Consider the following 25126-nt stretch of genomic DNA (forward strand, 5'->3'; position numbering starts at 1 on the left):
ATTAGTCATCTAGCGTACTTGAGTAGACGTGGTCTGCAAGGTGTACACGTCCTGCTTCAAGCCCCATTTCATAACCTTCTAATAATACAGATTGTCGCATAGACAAGCGTCGTACACTAAATCCCGTTGGTGGTGCGATAACATGAATATTAAGATCCTCCGGTGGATTACGAATGAAATCGAGTGACGTATTATAATTTTCTGCACGCTGCAGCATTGCTTGTGCCATTTTTGGGTACTCAGAAAACAGTTTCTTAATCAACCAAGGCGTTTTCACTGGCTTTTTCTCATAGTCCAAAGGATGCGAAAGGATAACCGTAATATCTCTGGCACCACGTCTGTACGCCTCTCGTACGGGAATAGAATCAGCAAGCCCACCATCAGTGTAGCAGCCACCAGAAAAACAGGGAGTTTGTTTATAAGCAATAGGTAATGCTGTTGTCGCTTCCATGGTGCTATGAAAATTATGCCGATTCACATGATAGTAATCTGCTTTACCAGTATCTATGTTTGTCGTTGTCGCGATCAACGGAGTACCATCAAACAATTTTTCTTCATCGATAGGGTATAGGCGATTGGACTCTTCAAATAGCCATTTTACATCGATCAAATCTCCGCCTTTCAAAAAACGACTCGGATCAAAAAAGCGTTTGCTGGTTGCCAATTGAGTGATGACGTTAATACTGCGATGTGGATAATCGGTTAAGTAACCTACTAAATTTGATGCTCCAGCCGAAACACCAATAGCAAAATCAAACGGTTTGTAATTTTGTGCTAAAAACGCATCCAATACTCCGCTAGCAAAGACACCACGCATTGCTCCGCCTTCGACGACAATTGCTTTATTCACCATACTCCCCCCTCTTAAATATCAGGCAAGGCTACAGAAGTCTGTGCAAAAAGAATAATCGGCGGTTCTTATTATTAGGATAGGCAAAGGCTATTTGCTTAAAAATATGAGCAGTGGCCGCAAAATTTAATCTTAGAAATTGGATTTGTTTGAAAGTAACGAATTAAAATGCTTAATCAAAGTGAGTTTAATTGGAAAAATCGTTAACTAGATCCAAGGCACTTTGTCGTGCCCTAGACCTAATACACTATGAGTCCTGATTTTTTACCGGATTGGCATAACTGGCGATTAAAAACGGTTGAGCACCGATTGGCAGTTGAGCAAGTTTATCAGCCCACTGAGTTTTAACTTGTTGAGTAATACTTTCATCATCATTGTTACCTGACGCAAGTAAATTTACTGGGAACAATTGGTAATTAGTATGAATTTGACGATCAAGCTCCGCAGCCAGTTCCTCTGGTGATTCACACTCTTGATCGATTACATCGCCAAATACGACGTGTATTCGACCTTTATAGCCAATAATACCTTGGATAATACTTTCAATATCTTCGAATTCACCCTTTTCATAATGGCCAATTTCAGCTTTTTGATATAACTCATTGGCTTTGGCAAGATCACAAGGATCATTCTCATAAGAAATCGAAACCGGAACAATTTTTAAAGAACGAGTGTATTCTCCAAAACTTAGTTTCTGCTTGCGTCCTTCGACATGGAACATTTTTAAGATTGCAGGATCGGTAAAATCATTTCCATCTTTTGCTCGACCCTCTTTTTGTGCAATCCAAATTGAGTTACCTGTATCGAGTGAATGCTTGATATAACCAGAAAGCTGACCTAGTACTTTCATCATTTCGCGTGGACCTTTTGCAGAACGTTTTACAATGAAACTTTTATTGAGTTTCATCAATTCAGTCGCACATGGTTTCTTAAGCAGGTTATCGCCAATGGCAATTCGTACTGTTTTATGCCCGTACTGGTCAAGCCCTAAGTTAACAAGAGCTGGGTCCATAGCAATATCTCTATGATTAGATACAAACAGATAAGCATTGCCTTTATCTAATTTATCTAAACCAGTAAAAGTTACTCCATCTGTTGTCTTACTTAGCGTATCTCTGAGGTATTTTTTCACCTCAAATTGAATCGATTCTACTGAGTTCAACTTGCTCCACTTTCTTTTTAAGTAAAAACGCAGAATAGGGCTCATCAACGACTTAAACCAATTTGCTTTATTAGCAAATCGGTGCTCTAAAATAGCACCAATGAATTCATCATCTTGGATCAAGCGATCCAATGCAGCAGGGATTTCGTCATCGCTATAAGGACGAATTTCAATATAAGGATCAGTATTATCAGTCATTATTGGTTTCGTGTTGAAAAAGACGAGTTCATTCTACGCATAGTTTCCTTCCCTCGCAGCACTTCGTACTGTACTTTTAGCATGGTCATACCAGTTTTGGCACGCTATTTACTAAAAAAACGCCAAAAACCTTGATTCATATCAGCACTTTTGCTTTTAGTCTAATCAAATAAACTCATTCAAATAAATGCTGTATTATTTAAGGAGGAATTTCAGTTTAGATGAACTTAGATATATGAAAAAAGCTCTCTGCCTAGTTGGCATTATCGAAGATTAACTGTACTCTTATCGGTCCAAGAACTTTGGTATATACAATGAACTACGCAATTGAATTTAACAGTAAAAGCTTTTCTTTCCTCAACGTCTCAACCCGGAAGAAAGCGTTAAAACACAGTTTCATCTCTGTTTCTAGAGGTTTAGCGATCGTTAAGTTAGGGAAACATGAATATGCTATTGAACCTGGTCAATATTTTTGGATTCCTCAAGGTTGTTTAAGTTCTATTACTTATGTGCCCAATACTCAGATTCAATGCTGTGACTTCTCTGTAAGGCTTCAAGAAAAATTCGCTCAACAAGCTGGTTTTGTCAAACCTTCTACTTTGCTGGTGGCGTTAATTGAAAAAATGGCCTCAGTTAAAAGTCGCTCTCAACAGCAAATCGATCTGTTAACCGTCGTTAAACATGAAGTGCTCACTTTAAAGCCGATGTTAAACAGTTCTGTCCTGACTGACTCAATTAATCAATGGTACCCTAATTCTGAGTCACAGATCGCGATTGACCTTTGTCTGATCTTGACGTTGAGAGAAGCGAGGAAAATGAAGCTATCCGGAAAAAAACAGGAAGTTATCATCGAGACACTATTTAACGGTAATATAGAAGAATACGAACAGCTATGCTTGCTTGTATGTGGAGAAATACTTTAATAAGTCATCTTAATCTAGATATTTCGAAGTTATTACGGAAGAAAGTACACTTAAAAGGGTACTTCGATCTGCATTCTCCAATCCGGGTCATGTTGAACATGCCAACGATAATCAAACCTAATTCTCGGTGAGTCATCGTGCTTATCGCCAAAACCGAAACTGAACATTAAACCATGATTGCGGAACCACTCTTCGGAACCAATGGAGTTTTCCTCACTTTGAAATGACTCCGGCAACCAAAAGCCCAAGCCAAAATACTGACTGTTATGTTTTTTAGTCAAAATTGGATTATCTTTATTGGGAAGCGCCCACTGCTCCCAATAGTTATCTTTGTACTCACTGCTGGGTAGATTGTGGCTGAGTGGGGTTTCTAAACTTGATAACAGTGGTTCTGGCTCCGTGACGAAGTCATCCAGGTCGCACATCATCATTGAGTCATCAGCAAAAAGAATGGAGCGTTCGGTAAACACAATACATGCAAAAGCCGATGAGATGACCGACAAGATGACCATCAAAAGTAACGCTAGGATGGATTTCAACCACACTCTAATGCACACAATCACTTTACTCCTCTAAATACAGCCCCTCATCAAGCAGAAGTGCGTGTACTGTTGGAGTAGTGAGGTGTTCAATATTTTTATTAGCTTGCAAAGCACCACGAATATCGGTACTTCTGATCTTCACTTTTTCAGGGCAAGCCATTACACTCCAACGTGCTAAAATCTCTTCCGCTTTGTAAAAGTTAGCAAATTTAAAAAAATTGTCAGGTCCTATCACAAAAGTTATATCGGCACTTTGATGGTTTTCTTGAATTTTTTCTAACAACTCAAATGTCGTAACACTCTGGTTTGGTTTAAGTAACTCTTGTTCAAAATGGGAACGAGTCACCTTACAAAGCCCCATATCTTCGATAAATGCATCCACCAATTTACACCGAACTTGGTAATCCAACATGGTTTTACCCCAAGCATGAGCAATACTCGGTTCGAGCAAAATATGATCAAAGTGACTGAGTGATTCGATCACACTTTTGTGACCTAAACTAGGCGGGTTAAATGCGCTACCAAAAACCGCGATTTTTTTCATATCCGAGACTTTCCTGTGGTTGGGAGTGTTCTAATCCGATCAATTGGGTATGATACTATACCCAAGTAACCTCAAGATACTTGGGTATATTAACTTTAGTGCTTTTTGGCATCAAATTGAGAATGGCTGTGTTTAAATGAGTGGTTTTTGATCAATTAACCAGCCGGGGACCATTGTTGACGTGCATCTTGGGGCTCTATCTGAGATTTTCTCTTGAAGTGACGCCCCACAGCATTAACAATGTGGGTACAGAAACAAAGTAAATACAGATTTGATGTCGTCCCTCTTTTCAGGAAAAGGAAACCGTAATGGAACAATCCATCCGTGATGAAATGCGAGTATTACCCTCTATCGATCCGCATTTTGAAATTGAACGCCGCGTTAATTTTATTAAACAGAAGCTTCAGGCCTCTGGTTGTAAATCGCTTGTACTGGGTATTAGTGGAGGTGTTGATTCAACAACGTGTGGCCGATTGGCACAGCTTGCGGTAAACCAACTTAACGACAGCGAAGGTGAAGCCACTTATCAATTTATCGCTGTTCGCCTGCCTTATGGTGAACAAAAAGACGAAGATGAGGCTCAGCTTGCACTTTCATTTATTCAGCCTTCTCACACGGTGTCTGTCAATATCAAACCCGGTGTTGATGGCCTACATGCCGCTTCTCATGCCGCTCTTGAGGGCACAGGCTTGCTGCCAACGGATAGTGCAAAAGTCGACTTTGTTAAAGGCAATGTTAAAGCACGTGCGCGTATGGTAGCTCAATACGAAATCGCGGGTTATGTTGGTGGTTTAGTTTTAGGCACTGACCACTCAGCAGAAAATATCACGGGCTTCTACACCAAGTTCGGTGATGGCGCTTGTGACCTTGCTCCGCTTTTTGGCCTTAGCAAACGTCAAGTTCGTGAAGTCGCTGCCACATTAGGTGCGCCTGATCAGTTAGTGAAGAAAGTACCTACGGCGGATTTAGAAGAACTTGATCCACAAAAAGCCGATGAAGATGCGCTTAACCTCAGCTACGACCAAATTGATGATTTTCTGGAAGGTAAGCCCGTATCAGAGCAAGTCAGTGAGCGTCTGATTGCCATTTACAAAGCCACACAGCACAAACGTCAACCCATCCCGACGATCTACGATTAAAATACATTCTGCGTGGCCTTAGCAACAAACATCAGTGGCGGTCAGTTTACCGCCACTTTTTGTAGATAATATCGGTTATGGGGAACACTTATTATACCCAAGCAACCTTAAGAGGCTTGGGTATATTTACAAACTAACGCTTAGTCGGTAAATGTCACATCCGTGGTTGGCACCGCACAACAAGCAAGTACCGTCCCCATCGCACGTTCTTCTTCTGTTAACGCCAACACTTCAGGTTGATCCACTTGTCCAGACACTACATTCACTTTACACGCACCACACAAACCTGCACGGCAGCTATGCACAATGCTCTTCCCTGCATCCTCTGCTTGCTCAAGTAATGTTTTTTGATTGTTACCAACAAACCTAGTCCCATTAAACTCAAGCTCAACTTGTTTGATCTCTTTTGGGGCAGTAAAGGCGACACCAAAAGCTTCCTGATGATAATTATCAACTGGTAAGCCTTTTTTAAGCAGCAAGTTTTTGGCTTTTTGCATAAAACCATCAGGGCCACATACAAACACTTGTCTCTGCTCTAACGCCTGAATCTGTTTGATATGAGAAAGGCTAAGTCGCCCTTTTAACCCTTGCCATTCATCACTAGGCTGAGTGAGGCAAATTTGTACATCAAGGCTAGGATGCAGGCGTTGTAGTTCTTGTAACTCCGTTAGACAGGGAATATCCGCCTCACTGCGACACTGGTGATAGAACACAACGTCATTTAATCGTTCGTGGTCGGCTAAATAACGCACCATAGATAACATCGGTGTCACGCCACTGCCAGCTGATAACAACAAGAGTGGTTGTTCTCGACTAGGATCGAGGTAGAACTGCCCTTCTGGTGTTTGAACGTCGAGCGTTTGCCCAACTTTTAATTGGTCATGTAACGCATTTGAAACATGGCCATCCGGGATACGTTTGACGGAAATCCCATAACGTTCAGGTCGAGATGGGCTAGAAGACAATGTGTAGCGACGAGGAACTCTTTTCCCTTCGATCTCAATATCGATCGGCAAATGTTGCCCTGGCAGATAACTTGGCAGATCCATTTGTTCACCCTCTAGCCAAAACGTCACAAAGTCTTGGGCGATCTCTTCTCGTGCGACACAAGTTAACGTCATGCGCTTTGGTGAATTGTCGGCATAAAATTCAGGCTGTTTATATTCCAGTACTTCAACCACATCACCTTGGCGGATCATCCCCTCATTGACCGGTACTAGGTTTTGACCAAAGAACACTCCGCCTCGTTCATTGGCACGAAACTGCTGCAAGGTTTTAAGCGGTTCTTTGCTCTCACGAAGTGTGCCTCTTTCGGTGTTAACAGTGGTTAAAATACAACGCTCACAGGCTTTGACTGAGTTAAACTCTACTTCACCTATACGGATTCGCTTCCAAGAGTCTTCCTCGAAAGGTTGAGTCCCAGCAATCACCAAATTGGTACGAAATTGATCCATACTGTGCTTTTCTGAGCTTCTGCGGTTAAGCTCTTCTAGTGACGCTTCGCTGATTACCAAGACAGGATAACCGTCGGCAAAGCTGACATTATGACCCACTTTTTCACGGATGCGATTTGATTGCTCGCCTGTGAATAATAACTCGACACGCTGACCTAAGACTTTACTGAACCAATCGTCAGCCTCATCGGTCGTCGTGTAGGCGATAAAATTATCTTTCCAAACTATGGCTGGAGACTCTTGCATTTTAAAATCTTGGTAGCGTATTTTTAATGGTGATTCATCTATGCTGCTAAAGACGATACCATCTGCGACAAGGGCCGATTTTATTGTCACCATCTGGGGAAACTTTCTCGCCGTCACCATCCCACCGTCGGATTTAGCAACCATAAAGCGACGATCAAAACTCAAACCTTGTTTTTCTACCCATGCGGAAGAAAGCGCCACTCCACCAATGGATTTAACAGGAAAAACATTAATTTGAGATAAAGTAGATGACGACATAACCTGTTTCCTTAAAGAACTTTTATCATTTTGACTCATGATATGCTTTGATCAAAGTGCTTCCAAGCACTATAAACAGAACAACATAATGTAAGTTAACAACGAACTATTAACACAGACAAAAATACCATCGTTTACTTTCTATTTTTGAGAATAATTTATGTTCTTTACTTAACCGTGAAATATGCTTTCCTGCTCAGCAACGATAAAAGTCAATAAATGTGATGAAATTATAAGGAAATTCCTCTATCATCCCGTCGCCTAAGCGCAAGCGTTTGCTCTTGAGGTAAAAGCGGCGTTTTGGCTCCAATCACAATTCTTACATGGTGGGAGCAATCAATGACAACAATGACAATTACTCGTCCTGACGACTGGCACGTTCACCTTCGCGATGGCGAAGTTCTTAAAGATACGGTTCGCGATATTAGCCGTTACAACGGTCGAGCACTGATCATGCCGAATACCGTCCCACCCGTTACCGATACTGAGATGGCATTAGCCTACCGTGATCGCATCCTCGCTGAAGAGCACGGAGAACAGTTTGAGCCACTTATGGCGCTGTACCTGACTGATAACACAACACCAGATGAAATACGCAAAGCAAAAGCTACTGGCCACATTGTTGCAGCTAAACTGTACCCTGCTGGTGCCACGACTAACTCTGATTCTGGCGTCACTGATGCTAAAAATATCTACCATGTTCTGGAAGCCATGGAAGAAGTGGGTATGTTACTGTTAGTTCATGGCGAAGTGACCCATCATGACGTCGACATCTTCGATCGTGAGAAAGCGTTTCTTGATAGCGTATTAGCTCCAATTGTGAACGACTTCCCGAACTTAAAAATCGTTCTGGAGCACATCACCACTGCGGACGCTGCTCAATTTGTGCATAACGCTTCTGATAACGTCGCAGCCACCATCACGGCTCACCATTTGTTGTTTAACCGCAATCACATGCTCGTCGGTGGTATTAAACCGCATTTTTACTGCTTACCTATCCTGAAACGCAATACCCACCAGCAAGCATTGATAAAAGCAGCCACTAGCGGCAGTAAAAAGTTCTTCCTTGGTACCGATTCTGCACCACACGCCAAAGGAGCAAAAGAGTCGGCTTGTGGTTGTGCGGGTTCATACACTGCTCATGCAGCCTTAGAGCTTTACGCAGAAGTGTTCGAAAATGAAGGAAAATTGGAAAACCTTGAAGCGTTTGCAAGCTTTAACGGCCCAGACTTTTACGGTATTGCTCGTAATAGCGACACCGTTACATTAGAAAAGGCGTCTTGGGACGTCGCAGAATCGATGCCTTTTGGTCAAGATATTGTGGTTCCAATTCGTGCCAATGAAAAAATCGAGTGGCAAGTGAAATAAACGTCATATTCAGCTAGGTTAGAAATACTTACGTTCGGCCATTGAAAACGCATCTGTGATATTCAATGGCCTATTTATGCCGCTAATTAGCTAAATCAACTCTCGTCCAAGTAACCTCTCATCACTAGAGCATGTCCTGTCTTCCATTATCACTGACGAACTTTTTCAACCGCCGTCCACACAGCAACTAGAATTAGCCCCGCGAAAAGACCAATCAACCCATTTAAAAATGTTGGTATCACTGCCGTCAGTAACGTATGAGACGAAAAGTCCATAATAATCGGTTCAATTAAGTGATGAATAGCAGGCACATTGTGTACGATGATGCCGCCTCCGACCAAAAACATCGCCGCTGTTCCCACTACCGCAAGTAACTTCATCAGTTTGGGCGCAAATGCAACTAAAGCGGCACCAAGTTTGGCTTTAATGCCCACCCCTTTTGAACTTCGCTCCAAATAAAACCCAAGATCATCAAGCTTTACGATGCCTGCAACAAGGCCATAAACACCAATGGTCATGATCACTGCAATCAAACTGACCACAAAGACCTGAGTCAGGGTATTTGCTCCTGTGACGGTGCCTAAAGCAATTACAATGATTTCTGCTGAGAGAATAAAATCGGTTCTGATCGCACCTGCGACTTTTCTTTTTTCATATTCTTCAATAGATTCGCCCTCACCAATCTCTTCTCCAGAGGATTGACTCTGCTCTGAATCGGTTGGATGATGAAACAGTTTCTCGACGATTTTTTCTGCGCCTTCAAAGCAGAGAAACAGGCCACCGAGCAGCAACAGCGGCATGATTAACCATGGAATAAAAGCGCTGATCAACAGTGCAGAGGGCACCAGAATCAGCTTATTTTTAAACGAGCCTTTTGCAACGGCCCACACTACGGGAATTTCACGCTCAGCTGACACACCTGAGACTTGCTGCGCATTTAAGGCTAGGTCATCACCCAGCACCCCTGCCGTCTTTTTTGCGGCGACTTTTGACATTAATGCGACATCATCGAGTACGGCGGCAATATCATCTAATAACGTCAGTAAGCTTGCTCCTGCCATTGAATTTATCTCTTATCGTTGTTTTATCTATCTGAATTGAATGAAATACGACTGTTTTACCTGATTATACCCAGCAACTCAAATAGTGATGAATTTGTTATTACTAGGAATTTTCAGTTGCTCTACTCGTTATACACGTCTAGTCTTGGCCTACATTTCCAAGAACACAGAAGAAAGTATAGATGAAAAGTGAACACCACTACCCGATAGGAACCCCTGGCCAGCCTTGGGGAGAAGAAGAACGTTTGGCTTGGTTTAAGCAGTGTGAGGTGAAACGCAGCTATCAGCAAGAGGTGGTCAGCAAAATTAAAGCGCTTGATGGTCGTTTTAACGTTGAACAATACGGTGCTCTTTCTTACGACGAATTGCGCTTCCCATTATTTTGCATTAAGACGCAAAACTGGGATCCAGCGAAGCCAACAATCTTGGTGACCGGTGGCGTTCATGGCTATGAAACCAGCGGTGTGCATGGCGCATTAAAATTCGCAGATACACAAGCAGAACGTTATGAACAATACTTTAATATTGTCATTGCGCCATGTGTTAGTCCATGGGGTTATGAAGTGATCAATCGCTGGAACCCAAATGCCATCGATCCTAACCGTTCTTTCTATGCAGACAGCCCTGCTGAAGAGTCAGCAAATTTAATTAAACTGGTTGCGACTCTGGGTGATATCTTAATGCATATTGATTTACATGAAACAACCGACACCGACGAAACAGAATTCCGCCCAGCTTTGTCTGCAAGAGATGGTGCTGAATACAGTGAAGGTTTGATACCAGATGGTTTTTATACTGTCGGCGACTCTGAAAACCCTCAACTGGATTTTCAAAAGGCTGTGATTGATTCTGTCGCCAAAGTGACTCACATTGCACCTGCTGATCATAACGGAGAAATCATCGGTTCCGCGGTGGTTCAACATGGGGTGATCCTATACCCAATGGTTAAGCTTGGTTTATGTGGTGGGGTGACTCGTTGTACCTATGGCACGACAACTGAAGTCTACCCTGACAGTCCTAAGGTCACTGATGAAGAGTGCAATGATGCACAGGTAGCAGCGATTGTCGGCGGTCTGGACTATGTGATTGGGCAGTTGGCATAAAGTATACCCAACATGCTCTTCACAGCATGTTGGGTTATCGAACCGTTACGCCATAAATGTCTTATAAAAATTACGCACACATTGAATGGTGCAGTAAATCATTGTGGTGAAAAACGCAATTGCCATGTAATCATAAATGTCACTAATAACACCATCCGACAGCGCATCACAGCTTCGACTCCACAAGTTTGGCAAATGATGTAATAACAATAATGCCCCCGTAATCCTAAATAAGGTTTTATTGGCTTTAGACTTCATCAAAAACACTCCTTAAAAAAGTAACTGCTTCTTGCGGGGTAAGATTTTATAAAAATGGGTTCTAAAGATACTAAATTCTACATTTTCATAAGTTTTTATTGTTTCATCATCTATATGTAATAAAGGATTCCCAGATAAATTAAGCTGATTCAACTGACTACCAATAGGTAAATTGGGCACTTCTATTACTTTATTATCAGGTAATAATAACGACTTTAATTTAGGAGCAAGTAAAGCTGGAGCGATATCATACACTTCATTATCATATAAATAAAGATTTTCTAAATTAGGTAATTTTCTTACAGCAGAAATATCGACCACGTTACAATACCGACAATCAATTTCTTTTAAGCTAGGAACATTTTCAATTCCCTCCAAATTGGGCAGGTTATTATTATTACCCTCCAGTTCAGTCAAATTAGGCAGTTCGGATAACTTAGCTATAAAGTTCCCATCGGTATTATTAACAAACAAGCGTTTTAATTGATGCAGCCCTTTTATACTAGGTAGGTTTTCATCGTCAGGATTTAATAAAGATAGATCTTCAACATTAGGTGGAAACTTTAAATCTTGCACTTCTTTTCCTTTTATGCTGAATAACCTTAGTTTGGTCAAATTTTCTAATTTATAGAGATCATCGATATCATGATATGAAGGTGAAGAAGCAATAAGTGTTTTGAGACTATTAAATGTTTCTATTTTTAACCCTGTCTCTTTGCCATCTCGCTCTGTATATGCAACTAATAGATATTCTAAATTAGGGTTATTGTTAAGCCCAGATAAGTCTTTTACTTTACCTGTATAAAGGATCAAAGAGTTTAAATTTTTATGAACACTTAAACCATCGATATTTATGGTGTCTTCTTCTTCTATTTTGGCTCTAATGAGTTTGCCACTTTTAGGCAATTTAATATCTTTTAAACCATTAAGAGTTAAAGTGATGGTCTCAAGGTTATTAAACTGACTCATATCTAACACTGCCCTCTCTACTTGAGAGCATTTTAATATCAAGTGGCTGACTGTGCTAAGTGATGGAATCACCTCTACTGGAATTATGGTGTCTTCTTCTGCAATAAAGTGAATGACTTGACCTTTTCTATTGAGCAATACAATGACTTTAGAGCGATTACCTCCAAAATAAATAAAATCATAATTTGAAACACCTGGTGTGAATTTTTTATTATTTCTATCTTTAATAGTTATATCAGGCCCCATCTCACCAGTTAAGCCATCGACATAAATACTGAGATCACCGTGGTTAGGCTTTATATATTTGATCAGCTGCTGTGCTGCTGGAGAAGCTTGGATAATAGCATCTGCTTTTTGCTGCTTTGTCAATGCTAATACAGGCAAACTTAGCCATAACATTAATAAGCCGATGAACATACTTTTAATCTTTATGGGAGTATTCATTTTTTTACTTCTCCTGCAATCGACTCTGTCAAAAGTTTTGGTATCCTATAACTTGGGTGGTTCAACATGGGGTGATTTTTAACCCAATGGTTAAGCTTGGTTTATGTGGTGGGGTGACTCGTTGTACCTATGGCATAACAACTGAAGTTTACCCAGACAGTCCTAGTTCGAATAACAGAGACCGCCTAGTTGGCGGTCTCTGTATTGATGTTTGAAAAGCTCTGAATCGATGTAAAGTCGCTGACAAAAACTGCGGCTATTTCAAACTAAAAGCGCCATTTCTGACGCTTTTCGTTTATATAGTGACTAATGAGGAACTGTTAGTCATCTTGCTCACCAACCCAATCAGCAAGCATCTCCATCCTTTTATCCACCAAAGGATCAAAACTACTGTTAATTTTCATCCACTTTTGTAAGTTACGGCTTGGAAGAAACTTAACCTCATCTCTTTTTTGACTTTGGTGTTCATCTGAGCTGATTTGATTGACTAAATTAGCGTGCGTAATCTCTTTTGTCTTATCAATCAGCGAGTACCACCTTCTAGGTATACTTTTCACACCACAATCAACCAACTTAAGTTCGTTTGTTTCGAGATTTTCGATGCCTACACCTTGATAGCTGCTCACCGTAGTAGAAAAAGTTATGCCTGTTTGACTCAGAGTAAAAAATCCCTCAAAACCAATTGGCTTAATCAATGGCCTTAATCCTTTTACTTTATGACCAAAGAAATTAATGTACTCCAGATCAACTACATTAGCATATAGAACGGTTTCTTTATCCTCAATCATCAATCGTTTTAAATCATTACTATCTAGATCATTTTTAATTTTCTTAATCAGCTTCAAGACAGAATCAGGAACGATAGTTTTGGTTTCAGTTTTATCTTGAGCTATAAACTCATACTGATCTTTTCCTTTTGATTTTATTGTGCCAAGTCTAAATACCTCTTTAAACTCCCCAACAACCCTATTTTTTAATAGTACACTTATTGGGATAGCATTAGGATCAAAGCCCATTTTTTCATAGTTATTTACTGCGTTTGTAACCACTTCTGTTCTAATAATCAGGGTCGCTTGCACATCTTTATCCCAATCAAATTCCTCTATCTTTCCTCTTTTTTTACCCAGTTTTTTAACCAAAGGATCTTTAATTTCATCGGAAAAACAGCTCAAACCTTTTTGCTCAATATAAAAACTTGCTTGCGGTTTATCGAACATCTTAGGAAATAGAATTTGTTGAGTATCTTTTTGTGGTTTCAAGAAATTTTCTATGTAAAACTTCCCATCTTGTTTACTAAAGGGAGAAAAGTCTACGAAGTTCTTTGTAAAGCTGTATTCACGAGTTGGGCTCAAGGAAACATTAAATCTTCGAACAACTCGGTTGCCCCAAGCGACTGGCACCAAATTCACGTCATACTCTGTATTTTTTTGATTAAGAATAGAGAGTTGTAAAAAGTACGAAAGTATTTTATGAGCACCTGAACTGGTTGATGGCTTATTTGAGTCGAACAAACTCTTTAAGAGCCTGTCGTTATAATTGGCAACAGGCCTAATACCAAATATACGGTGTTTACCAAAGAAGTAGCTTGGTTCAATAATCACGCCATGGGCTATTTTCTCATTACTTTTTCCTTTTACTTCAAAGTAATCCTTCAGTTTCGTTTGTTCCGCTTCAGTAAAAGAAGAAAGCATTAATTGACTGCTGTACTCAACATGGCGAGAAGCAACCGAATCAAAGAATTTCCAGTCTCCTTCATTAGTATTGTAAGACATCACATCAAGCTTGACTGGAAGGCTTTGATATTTATCTACCTTGTCATCATCAAAAATTACAACAACTCTCACATTGTCAAAAGGAGTCAGTTGCTCTTGGTTACTTTTATAGTAATCAGCAAAAGGAATCCAATCATCTTTTTTTGGTGCCGGTTGAGTTTTATCCTTATAAGAACGTCTTACAAAAACTTCGACTCCTTTGAAGATCTCTGTATCTAGGCCCTCTGGAACCCTCGTCGACTGTAAGCTCTTAAACGTTTCTTCATCCTTGCTAGCTCGGTAATGTACTGGAAAGTAGTGATTAAACTTAGTCGCTTTCTCCAAGGTTTTTTCTGTGATGTCATTATTAAATGCCCCACTAAAAATAGCAGTTCCTTGAGCTAAAACCACTTCAGCAGAGTAGGGACGCAATAATTGATAGGATTCATCATAGCCATTAGCATCCATCCAGACTTCATCCAAATGATTTATTCCTAGTAAAGAGGTTTCAATATCCCAGTCATCACTCAAAATATATTTATCAATATAACCAAGTATATTTAACTGTGAGAATTCTTTAAGCCTTTTGCTGTTATTAGATGGACGTGGAGTGATACCTCGGTCAAACGTGTAGATTTCGCTGAAAGCTTCACTCGCTTTAATAAGTCGAATCAAGCCATTAAATGCCGACAAACGCTTCATATAAGCATGCATTTGCGCATGGAAGACACTGCCGTTCTCAACATCTGAGAAATAAGCATTAATTGCCATAATATCGTTTAAACGGATCTGCTCAATGGCTCTTTTTATATCATTTTCGTCATCAAATCTTTCCATAAACTTTAATGCATCATTGGCCAAAGATAGTGCGGCACCACCAAATTGAGCCCATGCAGTGAATACCGGAAAGACAACACCAGCACCAAGTAATAATATATCAATCCCACTATCAATTACTGCTAGAAGATCCTCATTATTTTTTATGTCTGAGGTGATTTTCGCTTTTGCTGCTTTTTCAACATCGTAAAGCCCTGCACGACATGGGGGGTAATCTGTCATGCTATCAAAATGAAATATGACTTCTACCCGACGGTTTCTCTGTCGCTCTTGTTTGGTCGAATTATGGTTATTGGGTAGCGGTGAAGAATCTCCCCAAGCTTTGATATAGAACATTTTATCCCATATCTGACGCTCCGGATCACTCGGGATTGCATCTAAAATTGCTTTTTTCACCGCTTCTGCTCGGCGCTGGGAAAGCTCTATATTGTATTCTTGCTCCCCGATATTACACGTGTGCCCAGAAACAGTAATTTTAAAAGGCGTCTTGGAAATTTTTATTAATTCACTGGCTATGTTTTTAAAAATATCTTTAGAATGTTCTGTTTGCTTTATCCTATCAGAGTCAAAAGGAAACAAAGTTGCATTAAAGCGAAGCATGGTGTTACCCACTTGTGCCTGTTGTGAGTGATGATCTAAAACCTCCTTATTCTTGAGATTATTTAGCTTCTCACGTAATGCTGTAATCGCTTGGTGATATTTTTCGGTAACATTTTCCTCTTGTAATTCCTTTAATTGTTGTTGCTGTAATGAAACAGTAGAAGATGAATACGCTTGTATCTTACCCATTAAAACATCATCAGCTTTTTCACTATTGTTCGATGAGTAACTATTCAAACTATAAATTGCATTGGCAATCGTCAGTGGTTTATCCAATATCCAATTTCCCGCCTTACCTATTTTTTTCAAGTATGGGTTAAGTGATTCATTATGAAATTGTTGAATATTGAGTGATGGAAAAATATCGTTTAATCGAGTTAAAACTTGCATTTGTGGTGGTACTTGCTGAAATACAGAGCTAGTCGACCAATCGACGATACTTTGCAGAGAATCATTTGCACTGTTTAATTTTTCGATAAAACCTAACGACGCCATGGTAATACCTGTCGCTTTCTGAGCAATATCGACTAACCCGCCAGATTCAGGGTTTGTGGAATCTCCAGGTAAAGCAGACACTGCCGCCGCCAATGCTTGAGCCAATGACTTCCAAGTTAAACCATTTTCTAAACACCCTAATGCCGCATCCACACTGCCTTTGTGCGTTTGCAATAACTGCCATGACTGTTCTGGCAATGATACACTGCCTTCAGGTTTCAGTGAATTAAGCTGTTTCACATCAGCATAAGGCTGATTTGTCAGTGTCGAGGTAATCCCCGTAAAAAACTGTGGCGCGTGATTAATCAGCGCTTCTTCGACACTAATAGGATCACCACTGACAACGGTAGTACGGCCAGTACTAGTGTGAATGGGGAGATCAAATACTTTTTCTTTTAAACTGTATTGCTCGGGCAGGTTTAATTGCCGCAAAGCTTTTCTGCCTCGTTCATCAACAGTTTCTAAGTTCACATCTATCCTGGCATATTCTTCCAGCTGATGTAGAGCCAAAGCCTGCGCAGATTCAATCCAGAATGTAGCAACAAAATATTGCCCTGTGTCTTTTTGATCGCTTCCGTTCTCATCCTGTTGAAAGTAGTTATACGATACCTCTTTAACTAATGAAGTAGGCTGATTGAGATCGCTGTTTTCTTGATCCCCAACGACAAGACCCGCCAATGATATCGGCAAATCTCTCAACGTGACGGTAGCACCAACATAATCTTTGGTGGAGAAAGCTACTTGCACGGTATAAAATTGCGGCACTTCCAACACATGAATGGTGCTGTTTTTATAGTTTTTGTGCCATTTTTGATAGTCTGAAAAATAACTGTTTTCAAGTAAGATTTTATCGTTAACCGGTAGTATACAGGCTTCTTTGACTGGTACACCCACGACGGAAAATTGATCGATTACAGTATTGTCTCTGCCTGCGGTCTCTTTCAAAAAGGCATAAAGATCCGTCATCCAGCCTCGCCCCGTTGGTGAATCTCCGCCACCTGATTTTTCCTCACCGGCTTTAACAATTTGTGACAGTGGCATTAAGTAACTAGGGAAGAACAGCACTTTTTGCAGTACTCTACCTTTCTCAGTCGACTTAGTGGTATTACTTGAGGATAATGGCGTCCGTACCAGCGTTAGCATATCCTCTTGTTTTTCAGACAGCAGGCTTAAGCGACCATGCTTATCACTGGCTGCAATCGGCGCTTCGCAAGTCACTTCAAGCATGGTCTCACCAGCCACAATGGTCGCTGACTCTTGTTGCTTCATATCTTGCAGGGCTAAGGTTTCATGAGGTAATGGAAAATAGCCACTGGTTGGCTGACCTTTTGCGCCATATAGCCGACCCATTAAATACAGTTCATCTACATTCAATAACTTTGATGGCATCACTATTTACCTTTATTTTGTTTTTCTATTTGACGTTTTATTGATGCCTCATAATCCGCTTGAGTTGGAATACGAGGAAATAATGCATCCAAGTCCATATTTTCAAAGTTTTTAGCAAGCGCTTGAGGGATAAATAAGGTCATCTTTCGGTACTTCTCAAAACTGCCATCACTATCTTCATGCTCATAGTAATACATCATGCTTTTGTATTTCCCTGGGTCTCCTTGCTGACGGATACGATAGATATAATCGCCTTTCGCTTCCATATACCATTTGCCTGGTTGCAACACGATACCTTCTGGCGCCTCTTCGATTAGAGTGCTTGGATCACTGAAGGCATAAGCATAATTGTGTTTGTCTTCAATACACACAAAATAACGGTAAGCGGGGCCTGGCCTAAAGCCACGCTCACAATGTGGCGACCACAAATCCTGTAACCCAATCAGAGACATATCTGAAAGGCGGTATAAAATTTGATCATGGCCTAGTATTTTATAACCATTTCCATCCAGATTTCTGCGTGTAGCGGTCCAGGTTAGTCGGTCCAACGCTTCATTGATGGCAAATGAACTTGTGTGAAGTGCTCGGTAAGTAAAACCGCCCTTTTCAAATTGGAGTGTAGCCGGTGTTAAATCTTCAACCTTGCCAGTGCTCAGCTCTAAGCGACTCACCCCGACAAAGGCTTTGCCACGGAAATAATAATATTTGCTATCTTGACTGAATTGAGCGTAACCGCAGTGATCGGTAGTTTGGAGCAATCGGCGTTCTTTTAAATCAAACACCATACAATCTGTACTGGCATTACCAAAGTAACTCATTTTTAAGTAACGACCATCAGGAGTACGCTCAGCGGAACCAGGATAAATTAAGCGGTCACCTAACTCTTCTCGGCCCACAACTTTGCGTATATCAGTGCCATCGATGTTCATGGTAAATAAGGTCGAGTCTTTACTGTATGTGAACATTAATTGCGGCTGAGTATGTACTCTATCCCACTGTTCCATAATGGCTTTTTCTGGAAAGTGAGTAACAATACTCCATTCTACTTTATCTACTTTTTTACCGTTTGAGCCCCAATCAGTAAATTCTTCAAGGTAAACTTTTAAATCAAGCCTTTTTTCGAATGCAGTAAGTTCTTTAGGCTGACTGTGCAACTGCATCCAACCACCTACACCGGTAGCCAGAACAGTGATGACGCCTAAAGAAATCCATAGTGTTTTGTTTTTCATGTATTATCCAAAAATTAACTGTTTCATTGTGTCCAATAATTCATTTTCTGCTTCAAGCTGGCTTTTCAACGCTTCGTCCACCTGAGTTGGCATAAAAGCACTCGCCGCTTCACACTCAATCGAATCATTGAAAAGCTCTTGATAGCTAAGATCTTTAAAAATATGATTGGCGCTGTCTTTGCCCTCTGAGTGTGCTAAGACCAGAGAAAAACAGCCCTTCGGAGGTATACCCGCGATTTGCGCTGAAATATACCCCTCTTTCTGGTTGAGAATAAACGGCTCTGAACTGCTCCAATCACTGTCTGAGTCTGTCATTAAAGCGGTCAATCCCTGATAATGCTTTAAATCTTCAATGTTCTCCGTTTCCCCGACTTGTAAGCGCACTAAACAACCACTATTCTGCCCATCCACATAGGCAATCACGGTATTACTGCTGTCGTAACTGCGAACAATTGTGTCTTTGTCGGTTAGCCATGGCATATCCTCTTCTGTCACACTATGAATCACAGCACTATCAACATCTGACGTAAATTGTTGAGTGCTAAAGGACTGCGAATCACTGTAAGAACTCAGCTCATCGAGAGGTGTACTGGCTTTATCCAGTAATGCTTGGTCAGACTCTAAATCCTCAATTTGCTTGAAGGTTTTCTGTTTTGGTGAAAATATGATCTTAAGACCAGATTCTCCCTGCTGTACCTCACCTTTGATTTTGTAAGGTGCCCAAAAATGAGCCATAACAAATCCATTAGCAATACGAGTAATATGCTTAGGCTGCTGTTTTTGCATCTCTTCTTTATAACGAAAACGGTAGTATTCAACATCAATATCTTGGTAAAACCCTTTTTCGTTAATCGCCATCTCGCGCCATAACTTGCCTTGCCAAAATACATACAGAAATCCGCCGCAAAGATCGCTGACTTTCGCTTTATCTTGCTGTTCATCAAGGTATGCCAATGGCCTAACAGGAATCAAAACGTTATCCCACTCGTCCATTTTTGTCTCTTTTTCGACAGGCTGTAGCCCCTCAGCTAACTTGAGAAGTATTGGCATCGGTTGGTCAACACAAGGGATTTTGATATAAAGGGTTTTGTCTTCTTGTTCCAAATCCTTAAACGTCGCTAAGCTGCGATGTTGATTTTCCTTATCGGCTTTTGCGACAGTAATTTTTTCGTACTGATTCTCGGTTTTGGACAATAATAAGCAGGCAGCATTACTGGACCATTGCCCTGCAAATTCAACCACAATCTTGTGTTCTGGGCTCGGTTCACTTGGTACATAGACATATTCACGAGTTAATACCACATCATCCACAACAGGCTGATAACCGGCTTTACGAGTTCTGGCTTTGCCTGTGAAAATCACCGAATCAATATAAGCTTTCAGCTTTGGGTATCGACTGAGCTGCGAGTCACCCATTCCCCCCCTTCGTGGTGAAAGCGAGATTGCAATCCACTCTACCTTCGCCAATTCTGTCTGCATCGATTGAAGCAGTCCTGTGGTGGACTTTTTGGCCGACAAAGAAATTCGCTGCGCAAGCGCATTAGGCAAACTTTTTAGAATGTCATTAGGGTTTCGAATGCGTGAAAACTGCTCTATACACTCGTCAGGAGTGAGAACAAACGGCAGTTCAGCTTGTGAGAGCTTGCTGCTGGCAATAAAGCGAATATTAGAATTCATAAGAAATCTCCGTGACCAAATCATTAAATAAAAAGGCCACGGTGATGAATTAAGCTGATAAGACTTAAATTTAACGACTTGGTAATTAGTAATCGTTCCCAAATAGGGTTTGATTATGTTATCACTAACACAATGTTTTTCAAGGAGATTATTTAGAACAAATGCCGGAATAAACACACTAATTCCGGTATTTAAAATCAAAACGATGACTTTTAGGCCCAAAAAAGCCGACATAAAACCTAAATTACTGGGTGTTTTACCTAAATAACTAGAGGTGATGACTAGGGAGAGTATGTGTATTTATTTAAACAAATGGAAAGAGGATCACGTGATAATAATAGTCAGTAATATGTCTAATAAGCATATTACTGACCTGTTATCTATAGGAACAATTCAGCGTATTATTCAGGAAGCCAATCATTCGACTCTTTGTATAAGTGTTCGTCAGGCAAGAAGTCGAAATCAGCACCATTGTCCATATCATCGGTCAACTGGTATGGTTCATAAGCTGCTGCTGAAAAATCAAACATCACTTTCAACAGATCTGGACTAGAAATCTTATTTGTCGATTGATCGATCGATACCTGTATATCATTTGAATAGCGATATTGGTTTTCAATAATTTCAGGTAAATCAAGGTTAAGTTCAAAGTCTACTGAGCAGCTGCTAATATCACTACTTTTTACAGTCTCATCTAATTGATTAACCGCTTGCTGGAAGAAGTCGTAATAATAACTTCCTTCACGATATGGGCCTGTCATAAATTCGTCAAAGAACGCAGCATCATCCATTGAATGGATTGATTCAATATAAGTTTTAAAGCGCTCCGCAACAGCATTCACTGATTCAATATCAGAAGGGTTCGTATTAGTACTTTGAGTAATGCCTGCAAGATTTCTAGTGATAAAGTTAATAAAAATATCAGTGGATGGCTGCTTTTCTTCAGAGTTTATCTGTTCTGAAGTTTCTTGCAGGTATACAACCATATTATATTCACGTGTTTTAGCCTTTTTAAAATTTTGCAGTAACACTGGTGCAAAATATTGAGAAAAACGCTGCTGCTCAGGTGCTACTGACAGCTCATCTACAAGAGGAGAAAAGTCACATTGTGCAGATAAAGCGCTGAATGATAATGCTGACGTGATTGAAAAAGCGAAGGCTTTATTCATTTTCATAATAAATTCCTAATATTTTAATTAACAAGCCATATCAAATGACTCCCTTATATTCAGGAAATAAATCTACTAAAAGAAAAAACCTAAGTCACCTAGAAAAGAAAAAAAAAGGTTAAACCAACAAAAAAACAACCAAAAGTAACAAGATGTAAATTACTTAACTTAGCCTAATACACATTAAGCAATTCGAAAATATTAAGCCATTAGAAGTGGCTAGCATGGGTATATTTTAATATTACGATAAAAATATACCCAAGTGACTTCAAGACACCTGGGTATAGATAATCAGTAACAATAAGGTAATAGATGAGGATATATCATTTATAAATAAGCAGTGTGAAAATAAAATTAAAACCAATCATACCAAGCATTTAACACTCTTTCGTTCAACGAGAGTTGGTTCTAATTGTACCACTTGAGCTTGTTCAGATTGATGATCCAATTTACGTAACAGTGTTTCAACCGCAACTTGCCCTAAACGATATTTAGGCTGATGAATCGTAGTTAACGCAGGTGACATAAATTTCGCTATATGAATATCGTCGTAGCCGATAATAGATAGTTGTTGTGGAATGTTAATTTGTAATTCGCTCGCTGCATTCAAAACGCCCATTGCCATCATATCATTAGAGACGAAGACGGCGCTTGGTAATGGGCCACTATCAACCATTTTACTAAAAGCTTGGTATCCGCCATCGCATTCAAAGTCAGATTCAATAATCCAGTTCGAATTAAATTCAAGCTTCGCTTCAATCATCGCCCGTTTAAACCCTTCATAACGCATATGGGCTTGATGTTTCACCAGTGGTCCGGTGATACAGCCTATCTCTTTATGACCGCAGCTAATAAGGTGTTTTGTAGCTAAATATCCACCATGCAAAGAGTTGTCTTGGATCTTATCACTGGTAAATAACATTGGCCCCCAGTCCATAACCACAACAGGTATATCTTGATAACGCTCAAAAACTTCTATGCGTTCACCTTCTAACGATGAACACATCAAAATTAACCCATCAACACGCTTTTGCAACAAAGTGTTTATGGAGTCTCTCATGCGTTCGTTATCACCTTCTGTATTACATAAGATCAGGCTATAACCTTTGTTATAGCAGCTTCGTTCAACCCCTTTAACCACCTCACCAAAGAATGGGTTAGTAGACGTGGTTACAAGCATGCCAATGGTTTTGGTTCGATTTACTTTGAGGCTACGTGCCAATGCAGATGGCGCGTAGTAATTAAGCTCTTTTGCCGCGTTATTCACTCGTGCTGAAATTTCTTCGCTGACAAAACGGGTTTTGTTAATAACATGGCTCACTGTCGAAGTAGAAACTCCTGCTAGTTTTGCGACATCTTTCATCGTTGCCATGTTATTACTCCTTTAATTATTGATGTTGATTTAAAAATACCTCAACCTCTTTGCGATTCGGGATAGAGGTTTGTGCTCCAAAGCGAGTTACTGAGATCGCAGCAGCAGCATGAGCAAACTTAATTGCTGATTCTAAAGGTATATCTTCTAATAAACCAGTAACCAATGCACCATTAAAGGTATCCCCTGCTGCGGTAGTGTCCGTAACATCAACTCGGAAACCTGGAATAAGTACCCCACGGCCATTTTGACTCAGCCAGGCTCCCTTTACACCTAAAGTAATAAGCACAATTTCAATGCCCTTTGAATGCAAGATATTCGCCGCTTCTTGAGCACTGTCGTTATCACATACTTTAATACCAGTGAGGATTTCTGCTTCTGTTTCATTGGGAGTGATCATATCAATACAGGCCAGCAATTCATCAGAAAGTTCACGAGCTGGAGCAGGGTTAAGAATCACATTGGTTTTCATTTCTTTAGCTATTCGAGCAGCTTTCTCAATACCACACATTGGCGTTTCAAGTTGCATTAACAAATAATCTGCATGTCGAATGCGTTCTAGATCGGGTTCAATTGCCTCAGCGGTCAGTTTTGCGTTCGCCTCTGCTGAAATACAGATACTATTTTCACCGCTGTCTGAAACTTGAATCATCGCGATACCTGTTGGGCAGTTTGGCTGCATTTTGACACCCGAAATATCAATACCATCTACTTTAAAGTTTTCACGGATATTGATGCCAAATGAATCGTCACCAACACATGCAATAAATCCAATATCAGCATTTAATCGAGCTGCAGCGACTGCTTGGTTAGCCCCCTTACCTCCGGGGATAACCTGATAGTTACGACCATGCAGTGTCTCGCCAGGGCGAGGAAAAGAAGGCACTTGAAGTACATGGTCAGCATTAATACTGCCTAATACCACTAACTTATTCATACTGTCATCCTTGGTTCTAAAAGAACCTTTTATTTTTAAACTGAAATAATAGGTTTGCGCTCTTAAAAAAACGCAAGCGTATTACTGTTTGAACTGACTATTTGTACTCATTTCTTTTAGCCTTTACTTCGTATCCGTCTGCTTAAAAAGTGAGTTAGACTAGAGATAATCCAACCCATTTATTGGATCATCTCGTCGCTGTATAAGAAAAATTACTGAGTTATAACTTTTAATGGAACGGGAATGTAATTCTCCACTTTCTGACCTTTTAATGCTTTATCTGCCGTTTCTACACCTAAAGCACCGATAAGATCGGGTTGCTGAGCGATAGTTGCCGCCAATTTGCCTCGCTTAACTGCAGCAATACCGTCTTTTGTACCATCGAAGCCAACGATAAATACCTGTTTACCTGACGCTTGAACAGCACGCAGAGCACCTAATGCCATCTCATCATTCTGAGCAAATACAGCTTGAACATCAGAGTTTGCAGCCATTAGGTTCTCCATTACATTCAAACCTTTAGTACGGTCGAAATCAGCAGGTTGGCTTGCGAGTAGTTCCATTTTACTGCCATGTACTGCAGACATGAATCCTTCACCACGTTCACGAGCAGCTGAAGTACCAGCAATGCCTTCTAACTGAATAACTTTGGCTTTTTCACCCACTTTTTCCATGATGAATTGACCAGCCATCTTGCCACCAGCAGCGTTGTCAGAAGCGATATGACTCACTACATCACCATGCTTGGCTCCTCGATCTAGAGTCAACACTGGAATGTTAGAACGGTTGGCCATGCGAATCGCATTTGACACAGCATCGGAATCTGTAGGGTTAATCAGAATCGCTTTGACACCACGAATTGTGAGGTCCTCAATATTGGACAGCTCTTTGCTTGGGTCATTTTGCGAATCTAATACAATCAAATCGTACCCCAATTCTTTTGCTTTCGCTTCTGCGCCGTCTTTCATCGTCACGAAGAAAGGGTTATTCAGCGTAGACACCACAATCGCCATCGTATCTTGAGCTTGTGCAGCTACCGAAACCGTTGAAGAAAGCAGAGCAGCAGAAATAAAAGTTGCGAGTTTTTTCATCGTTCTAGTCCTTTGTGTAGGGTGAGCCAGCGCATATACTCCGACTCGGTATGTATTCAG

19 protein-coding genes and 1 pseudogene are annotated in these 25126 nt (G+C 40.5%); 5 read left to right on the forward strand and 15 right to left on the reverse strand.

Translation table 11 applies throughout. The features are described 5' to 3' along the window. Window position 1: 1 nt before the first annotated feature. Together VSA01S_RS09590 and VSA01S_RS09595 are read right to left on the reverse strand one after the other, a co-directional pair. A complete protein-coding gene (locus VSA01S_RS09590) occupies window positions 2–853 on the reverse strand; it encodes a patatin-like phospholipase family protein (RefSeq protein WP_039983027.1) in 852 nt (283 codons plus the stop codon). 244 nt (window positions 854–1097) lie between these two features. Further along, window positions 1098–2210 (reverse strand): 1-acyl-sn-glycerol-3-phosphate acyltransferase, encoded by a 1113-nt coding sequence (locus VSA01S_RS09595; RefSeq protein ID WP_039983029.1) that lies wholly within the window; start codon window positions 2208–2210, stop codon window positions 1098–1100. 314 nt (window positions 2211–2524) lie between these two features. On the opposite strand from VSA01S_RS09595, the gene VSA01S_RS09600 reads away from it, so the two are divergent. Next, window positions 2525–3133 (forward strand): hypothetical protein, encoded by a 609-nt coding sequence (locus tag VSA01S_RS09600; RefSeq protein WP_039983031.1) that lies wholly within the window; start codon window positions 2525–2527, stop codon window positions 3131–3133. A gap of 50 nt (window positions 3134–3183) precedes the next feature. On the opposite strand, the gene VSA01S_RS09605 is transcribed toward VSA01S_RS09600, so the two are convergent. Both VSA01S_RS09605 and VSA01S_RS09610 read right to left on the reverse strand, forming a co-directional pair. After that, window positions 3184–3678: a hypothetical protein gene (locus VSA01S_RS09605; protein ID WP_371860787.1), complete on the reverse strand. Its 495-nt coding sequence runs from the start codon at window positions 3676–3678 to the stop codon at window positions 3184–3186. A 19-nt stretch (window positions 3679–3697) separates the two neighbouring features. Further along, on the reverse strand, window positions 3698–4219 hold the full coding sequence (locus VSA01S_RS09610) for a nicotinate-nicotinamide nucleotide adenylyltransferase (RefSeq protein WP_039983033.1): 522 nt from the start codon (window positions 4217–4219) through the stop codon (window positions 3698–3700). A 308-nt stretch (window positions 4220–4527) separates the two neighbouring features. Here VSA01S_RS09610 and nadE point away from each other — a divergent pair, with 308 nt between their 5' ends. After that, on the forward strand, window positions 4528–5358 hold the full coding sequence (gene nadE, locus VSA01S_RS09615; protein ID WP_039983035.1) for an NAD(+) synthase: 831 nt from the start codon (window positions 4528–4530) through the stop codon (window positions 5356–5358). A gap of 140 nt (window positions 5359–5498) precedes the next feature. Here the strand turns inward: nadE and VSA01S_RS09620 are convergent, their stop codons facing one another. After that, complete coding sequence (locus tag VSA01S_RS09620) at window positions 5499–7316, reverse strand: hybrid-cluster NAD(P)-dependent oxidoreductase (protein WP_039983037.1); 1818 nt, start codon at window positions 7314–7316, stop codon at window positions 5499–5501. Window positions 7317–7655: 339 nt separating this feature from the next. Between VSA01S_RS09620 and pyrC the strand changes: the two genes are divergently transcribed. Beyond that, complete coding sequence (gene pyrC, locus VSA01S_RS09625; protein ID WP_039983039.1) at window positions 7656–8684, forward strand: dihydroorotase; 1029 nt, start codon at window positions 7656–7658, stop codon at window positions 8682–8684. Window positions 8685–8833: 149 nt separating this feature from the next. Here pyrC and VSA01S_RS09630 read toward each other — a convergent pair whose 3' ends face one another. Next, window positions 8834–9745 (reverse strand): DUF808 domain-containing protein, encoded by a 912-nt coding sequence (locus VSA01S_RS09630; protein ID WP_039983041.1) that lies wholly within the window; start codon window positions 9743–9745, stop codon window positions 8834–8836. A 182-nt stretch (window positions 9746–9927) separates the two neighbouring features. Here VSA01S_RS09630 and VSA01S_RS09635 point away from each other — a divergent pair, with 182 nt between their 5' ends. Continuing rightward, window positions 9928–10848, forward strand: a complete 921-nt coding sequence (locus VSA01S_RS09635; protein WP_039983042.1) for a M14 family metallopeptidase — start codon at window positions 9928–9930, stop codon at window positions 10846–10848. Between the two features lie 45 nt (window positions 10849–10893). Here VSA01S_RS09635 and VSA01S_RS09640 read toward each other — a convergent pair whose 3' ends face one another. Both VSA01S_RS09640 and VSA01S_RS09645 read right to left on the reverse strand, forming a co-directional pair. Next, window positions 10894–11106 carry a hypothetical protein gene (locus VSA01S_RS09640; protein ID WP_039983043.1) on the reverse strand — a complete coding sequence of 71 codons (213 nt, stop codon included), beginning with the start codon at window positions 11104–11106 and terminating at the stop codon, window positions 10894–10896. Window positions 11107–11118: 12 nt separating this feature from the next. Further along, a complete protein-coding gene (locus tag VSA01S_RS09645; protein WP_145993909.1) occupies window positions 11119–12519 on the reverse strand; it encodes a leucine-rich repeat domain-containing protein in 1401 nt (466 codons plus the stop codon). Between the two features lie 56 nt (window positions 12520–12575). On the opposite strand from VSA01S_RS09645, the pseudogene VSA01S_RS09650 reads away from it, so the two are divergent. After that, window positions 12576–12734, forward strand: a pseudogene (locus VSA01S_RS09650) (peptidase); the annotation flags it as partial. Window positions 12735–12839: 105 nt separating this feature from the next. On the opposite strand, the gene VSA01S_RS09655 reads toward VSA01S_RS09650, so the two are convergent. From VSA01S_RS09655 to rbsB, 7 genes are all read right to left on the reverse strand, one after another. Then, on the reverse strand, window positions 12840–17591 hold the full coding sequence (locus VSA01S_RS09655; RefSeq protein ID WP_039983045.1) for an OmpA family protein: 4752 nt from the start codon (window positions 17589–17591) through the stop codon (window positions 12840–12842). Window positions 17592–17593: 2 nt separating this feature from the next. Continuing rightward, a complete protein-coding gene (locus tag VSA01S_RS09660; RefSeq protein ID WP_039983046.1) occupies window positions 17594–18820 on the reverse strand; it encodes a TolB-like translocation protein in 1227 nt (408 codons plus the stop codon). 3 nt (window positions 18821–18823) lie between these two features. After that, window positions 18824–20497, reverse strand: coding sequence for a hypothetical protein (locus VSA01S_RS09665; protein WP_039983047.1), 1674 nt, complete (start codon window positions 20495–20497; stop codon window positions 18824–18826). Window positions 20498–20898: 401 nt separating this feature from the next. After that, window positions 20899–21672 (reverse strand): hypothetical protein, encoded by a 774-nt coding sequence (locus VSA01S_RS09670; RefSeq protein WP_039983048.1) that lies wholly within the window; start codon window positions 21670–21672, stop codon window positions 20899–20901. 358 nt (window positions 21673–22030) lie between these two features. After that, window positions 22031–23038, reverse strand: a complete 1008-nt coding sequence (locus VSA01S_RS09675; protein WP_039983049.1) for a substrate-binding domain-containing protein — start codon at window positions 23036–23038, stop codon at window positions 22031–22033. A gap of 16 nt (window positions 23039–23054) precedes the next feature. After that, window positions 23055–23975 carry a ribokinase gene (rbsK, locus tag VSA01S_RS09680; protein WP_039983050.1) on the reverse strand — a complete coding sequence of 307 codons (921 nt, stop codon included), beginning with the start codon at window positions 23973–23975 and terminating at the stop codon, window positions 23055–23057. A 212-nt stretch (window positions 23976–24187) separates the two neighbouring features. Beyond that, window positions 24188–25066 carry a ribose ABC transporter substrate-binding protein RbsB gene (gene rbsB, locus VSA01S_RS09685; protein WP_039983051.1) on the reverse strand — a complete coding sequence of 293 codons (879 nt, stop codon included), beginning with the start codon at window positions 25064–25066 and terminating at the stop codon, window positions 24188–24190. Between the last annotated feature and the right edge of the window lie 60 nt (window positions 25067–25126).

The sequence above is a fragment of the Vibrio sagamiensis NBRC 104589 genome (assembly GCF_007990935.1).
Classification (GTDB): domain Bacteria; phylum Pseudomonadota; class Gammaproteobacteria; order Enterobacterales; family Vibrionaceae; genus Vibrio; species Vibrio sagamiensis.

Excerpts from the sequence above, each read along its gene's own strand:
- VSA01S_RS09590 (WP_039983027.1), bottom strand. The coding sequence starts at position 853 with ATGGTGAATAAAGCAATTGTCGTCGAAGGCGGAGCAATGCGTGGTGTC.
- VSA01S_RS09595 (WP_039983029.1), bottom strand. The coding sequence starts at position 2,210 with ATGACTGATAATACTGATCCTTATATTGAAATTCGTCCTTATAGCGAT.
- VSA01S_RS09600 (WP_039983031.1), top strand. The coding sequence starts at position 2,525 with ATGAACTACGCAATTGAATTTAACAGTAAAAGCTTTTCTTTCCTCAAC.
- VSA01S_RS09610 (WP_039983033.1), bottom strand. The coding sequence starts at position 4,219 with ATGAAAAAAATCGCGGTTTTTGGTAGCGCATTTAACCCGCCTAGTTTA.
- nadE (WP_039983035.1), top strand. The coding sequence starts at position 4,528 with ATGGAACAATCCATCCGTGATGAAATGCGAGTATTACCCTCTATCGAT.
- VSA01S_RS09620 (WP_039983037.1), bottom strand. The coding sequence starts at position 7,316 with ATGTCGTCATCTACTTTATCTCAAATTAATGTTTTTCCTGTTAAATCC.
- pyrC (WP_039983039.1), top strand. The coding sequence starts at position 7,656 with ATGACAACAATGACAATTACTCGTCCTGACGACTGGCACGTTCACCTT.
- VSA01S_RS09630 (WP_039983041.1), bottom strand. The coding sequence starts at position 9,745 with ATGGCAGGAGCAAGCTTACTGACGTTATTAGATGATATTGCCGCCGTA.
- VSA01S_RS09635 (WP_039983042.1), top strand. The coding sequence starts at position 9,928 with ATGAAAAGTGAACACCACTACCCGATAGGAACCCCTGGCCAGCCTTGG.
- VSA01S_RS09640 (WP_039983043.1), bottom strand. The coding sequence starts at position 11,106 with ATGAAGTCTAAAGCCAATAAAACCTTATTTAGGATTACGGGGGCATTA.
- VSA01S_RS09645 (WP_145993909.1), bottom strand. The coding sequence starts at position 12,519 with ATGAATACTCCCATAAAGATTAAAAGTATGTTCATCGGCTTATTAATG.
- VSA01S_RS09655 (WP_039983045.1), bottom strand. The coding sequence starts at position 17,591 with ATGCCATCAAAGTTATTGAATGTAGATGAACTGTATTTAATGGGTCGG.
- VSA01S_RS09660 (WP_039983046.1), bottom strand. The coding sequence starts at position 18,820 with ATGAAAAACAAAACACTATGGATTTCTTTAGGCGTCATCACTGTTCTG.
- VSA01S_RS09665 (WP_039983047.1), bottom strand. The coding sequence starts at position 20,497 with ATGAATTCTAATATTCGCTTTATTGCCAGCAGCAAGCTCTCACAAGCT.
- VSA01S_RS09670 (WP_039983048.1), bottom strand. The coding sequence starts at position 21,672 with ATGAAAATGAATAAAGCCTTCGCTTTTTCAATCACGTCAGCATTATCA.
- VSA01S_RS09675 (WP_039983049.1), bottom strand. The coding sequence starts at position 23,038 with ATGGCAACGATGAAAGATGTCGCAAAACTAGCAGGAGTTTCTACTTCG.
- rbsK (WP_039983050.1), bottom strand. The coding sequence starts at position 23,975 with ATGAATAAGTTAGTGGTATTAGGCAGTATTAATGCTGACCATGTACTT.
- rbsB (WP_039983051.1), bottom strand. The coding sequence starts at position 25,066 with ATGAAAAAACTCGCAACTTTTATTTCTGCTGCTCTGCTTTCTTCAACG.